This is a genomic window from Exiguobacterium sp. UBA6282 (genome assembly GCF_002440475.1).
Taxonomy (GTDB): domain Bacteria; phylum Bacillota; class Bacilli; order Exiguobacteriales; family Exiguobacteriaceae; genus Exiguobacterium_A.
Genome location: NZ_DJUM01000008.1, coordinates 57,241 through 61,147 on the forward strand (window position 1 = coordinate 57,241; position 3,907 = coordinate 61,147).

General features: G+C 47.8%; 2 protein-coding genes and 2 pseudogenes. 1 reads left to right on the forward strand and 3 read right to left on the reverse strand.

The annotated features are described in order from the left end of the window. Together B2751_RS01785 and B2751_RS01790 are read right to left on the reverse strand one after the other, a co-directional pair. Positions 1-305 (reverse strand): annotated as a pseudogene (locus B2751_RS01785) (general stress protein); the annotation flags it as partial. 125 nt (positions 306-430) lie between these two features. Then, positions 431-2,011, reverse strand: a complete 1,581-nt coding sequence (locus tag B2751_RS01790) for a peptide chain release factor 3 (RefSeq protein WP_290772404.1) — start codon at positions 2,009-2,011, stop codon at positions 431-433. 402 nt (positions 2,012-2,413) lie between these two features. On the opposite strand from B2751_RS01790, the gene B2751_RS01795 reads away from it, so the two are divergent. Beyond that, positions 2,414-3,658, forward strand: a complete 1,245-nt coding sequence (locus tag B2751_RS01795; protein ID WP_023467788.1) for an MDR family MFS transporter — start codon at positions 2,414-2,416, stop codon at positions 3,656-3,658. 57 nt (positions 3,659-3,715) lie between these two features. Here the strand turns inward: B2751_RS01795 and B2751_RS01800 are convergent. Beyond that, positions 3,716-3,907 (reverse strand): annotated as a pseudogene (locus tag B2751_RS01800) (hypothetical protein); the annotation flags it as partial.

Consider the following 3,907-nt stretch of genomic DNA (forward strand, 5'->3'; position numbering starts at 1 on the left):
TGGTCATGGTCGTGATCTCGATCCTTGACGAACAGTGCAAGACCACCTCGCTCGACTTCCGCGTAATGCCGTTCTGCTTCATCATCCGAATGTCCGACACGTTTTAACGTCTCACGGAGCGGTGGTTCTTTAGAGAACGTTGATTTGACTTGATCAATCCAACTCGCACCTGATGCTTCTTCTGCTGCATCATCTCGACCGACGACAGAAAAGTCCGAATCATGATGTCCTTGCTGTTTCAATTCTTCAATTTTTCGTTCCAGACTCGATTGATCCTGATAAATCCCAACAAACCGTTTCGCCATCACATGACACCGTCCTTTTTCATATGAATTCAAACACGCTCTATTTTTACCCTTGTTTGCTTGTCATCAAACGAGATTTCCAGAACGAAAAAACGGACCACTTCGAAAAGTAGTCCGTAAAAACATTAAAGTTGTTGCGGTGAATCGACCAATGTGATCGTTCCTTCGTTTTTCTGAACGAATCGCTCGTAGACGAAATCATTCGCAAATAACAGAACGGCATTCTCCCAGCGGTCATAGACGAGAACCGTCCGTGAATCCGTCAATTTTTTGACAGCAGCGACTTCTGCTGGCTTGATCCACTTGGCGACTTGGAAGTTCGCAGCATCCTTCAAGATGTCAACGCCATACTCACCTTTGAGCCGGTGCTCGAAGACTTCGAATTGGAGTTGTCCGATCGCTCCGAGGATGATTTCGTTGTATTCCGTTTTGTAGACCTGGATCGCACCTTCTTGCGCAAGCTGTTCGACACCTTTTTGGAACTGTTTCGACTTCAAGGCGTTTTTCGTGTAGACCTTCAGGAAGAGTTCTGGTGCAAACGTTGGGAGTGCTTCATATTGTAACGATGGATCGCCATTCGTGATCGTATCACCGATTTGATAGTTGCCTGAGTCATACAACCCGATGACATCTCCTGCGAATGCTTCGTTGACCGTTTCTCGCTCATCCGCCATGAATTGAGTTGATTGCGACAGCTTCATCTTCTTGCCTGTCCGTGTCAGGACGACGTCCATCCCACGATCGAACTTACCTGTACAGATCCGGACGAACGCAATCCGGTCGCGGTGGTTTGGGTTCATGTTCGCTTGAATCTTGAAGACGAAACCACTGAAGAAGTCTTGCGCCGGCTCGACCTTCCCTTTGTTCGACTCACGTGGTGTCGGTGAAGGAGACAAGTTCAAGTAATGCTCGAGGAGCGGTGTGACACCGAAATCGACGAGTGCTGATCCGAAGAAGACCGGAGTCAGTTCGCCTTTTGCGATCAATTCTTCATCGTATTCGTTACCTGCGCCGTCGAGTAAGTCGACTTCATCCATCAACGTCTCGTACATTTCTGAGTTAATCGTCGTCGCGAGTTCTTCGTTCGCGAGACCTTCCTCGCCGAGTTCGATCGTCTTACGATCATTTTTGAAGCAGTGGAATTGTCCTTTGACACGGTCATAGACTCCTTCGAATTGTTGACCTGAACCAGCTGGCCATGTCACAGCAACCGACGGGATACCGAGGACTTCTTCGAGTTCTTCCATCAATTCGAGCGGATCACGTGCTTGACGATCCATCTTGTTGATGAACGTAAAGATCGGAATCCCGCGCATTCGACAGACTTGGAAGAGTTTCTTCGTTTGCGACTCGATCCCTTTCGCCGCATCGATGACCATGATTGCTGAGTCAACAGCCGTCAGGATCCGGTACGTATCTTCACCGAAGTCCGAGTGACCTGGTGTATCCATGATGGAAACGATTTTTTTGTCATATTCGAATTGCATGACAGAAGACGTAACAGAGATTCCCCGTTGCTTTTCAATTTCCATCCAGTCCGATTTTGCGAATTTCGAGTTTTTCCGTGCCTTGACAGAACCTGCTTCACGGATCGCGCCTCCGTGTAGGAGGAATTTTTCAGTTAGTGTCGTCTTACCCGCATCCGGGTGGGAAATGATGCCGAAAATCCGACGCTTTTCGACTTCCGTTTGTAGAATGTTTGTCATGTATGGTAGTTCCTTTCACCGATATATTCAAAAGTCCGATCAATCTTTTTCGCAACTAGTCTATCATACCGAATTTTCAAGGTCTCGTCCATTTCACTTCATTGACTTAATTTTCAGATTTAAAGTTGACAATTCATCACTATCTTCTTTACGATGACTAGGAAGTTCACTATTACAGAAGGAGGAGACGTACAATGGTATTCTATCAAGCCCGGACATCTGTCCACACTGTCTTTGTATCGGCTACAACTGTACGTCACCCAATCGTTTAATTTTTAATTAAGCAGGGTGTGCGTATGCGTATACGTACATGCTGCCCTCTTATATTTGGACGGGTATGCCCATATTTGTGCGTATCCGTCTTTTCTATTGTCTAAAAACGGAATATAAGGGGTTTTCACTATGTTTAATGCACTCAAACAGCTTGATCGCAACATCTGGATCCGGTTCGTCGGGGAAACGATCACCGGAATCATGATGTTCATGATTGCACCATTTTTAGTTCTCTATTACGCGGATCGACTCGATTCCTACTTCCTAGTCGGCGTCATCATGGCGACTGGACCGATCATGTCACTCGTCGGCGCCGTTCTCGGTGGCCACTTCGCTGATAAATTCGGTCGAAAACCACTGATGGTTCTCTCGATCATCGGTGACGTCATCGCGCTAATCGGTTTCTCGTTCGCCGATTCATTCGGACCGCTGCTCGCTTTGAACGCGTTGCTCGGTTTATCGAGTTCACTGTTCCATCCGGCAGCAAGCGCGATGGTCGCTGACGTCACACCACCAGAACGCCTGAATGAATCGTTCGGTCTGCTTCGGATGGGACATAATGTCGGCGCAGCGTTCGGACCACTTCTCGGAAGTGCTGTCCTGTTCGTCGATCGTTCGCTCATCTTCTACTCCGCTGCCTTCGTCTTTTTCCTATATGGACTCGTTCTTTACTTCTTCATCGAAGAAACGAAACCGGAGTATATCGAAAAGACAGACGAAGTCAAAGTATCACCGCTCACTGTATTGCGGAAGGATCACGTCTTTTTAATCTTTATCGGTGCGGGTGTCTTCATTTCGATGGGATTTGCCCTCGTCGAGAGTATGTTACCGGTCTTCTTGAAAGAAGCACTGCCAGGATTACCGACGAAACAAAATCCGTTTCCTTACTTGATGGCACTCAACGGAATCATGGTCGTCTTATTCCAGTTCCCGATTGCTGCTCGCTTGTCAGGGAAGGCATTCGGAAAAGTCATGTTGCTTGGTGCCTCGATCTTCGGAATCGGTATGATTTTCCTCGCATTCGTGCCGTCTTACCTGTTCTCACTCGGAACGAGTTATGTCGTGCTCGTGACAGTATTGCTTGCGATTTATGCATTCTATACACTCGGTGAGATGATCATGTCCCCTGTGCAGATGACATTCATTGCCTTAATTGCCCCGGAACATCTCCGCGGAACGTACAACGGTGCTGCGAGTCTTCAGTGGTTGATCGGTGGCGTCACCGCCCCACTTCTCGGATCCTTATTCCTTGATACCGGAAAAGGTGATTTTGCGCTCGGATTCGTCGGACTGCTCTGCTGTGTATCAGGTGGGGTCTATCTCGCACTCGATCGTTCGATTCAACGCGCGAAACGTTTAACGAAATCAGCTTAAAAAAAGCGATGTGTCATGCTCCGACTTCTGTCAGAACATGTCACATCGCTTTTCTCGTTAAGATGGTAATTGATTTGCCGCTACGAACGGACCGAACAGGACCGGTAGCGGATCGAGTCGTTGCTGGATGTCTGCAATGAAGTTCGTCGATCCACTGACGAAGACGATCGGATCATTCGCTGTGATCATCGTCAGGAATTCCTGCATCTGCTGTTCCCATCCTTCTTGACGAATGTGGTGGACGATCAT

Excerpts from the sequence above, each read along its gene's own strand:
- B2751_RS01790 (WP_290772404.1), bottom strand. The coding sequence starts at position 2,011 with ATGACAAACATTCTACAAACGGAAGTCGAAAAGCGTCGGATTTTCGGC.
- B2751_RS01795 (WP_023467788.1), top strand. The coding sequence starts at position 2,414 with ATGTTTAATGCACTCAAACAGCTTGATCGCAACATCTGGATCCGGTTC.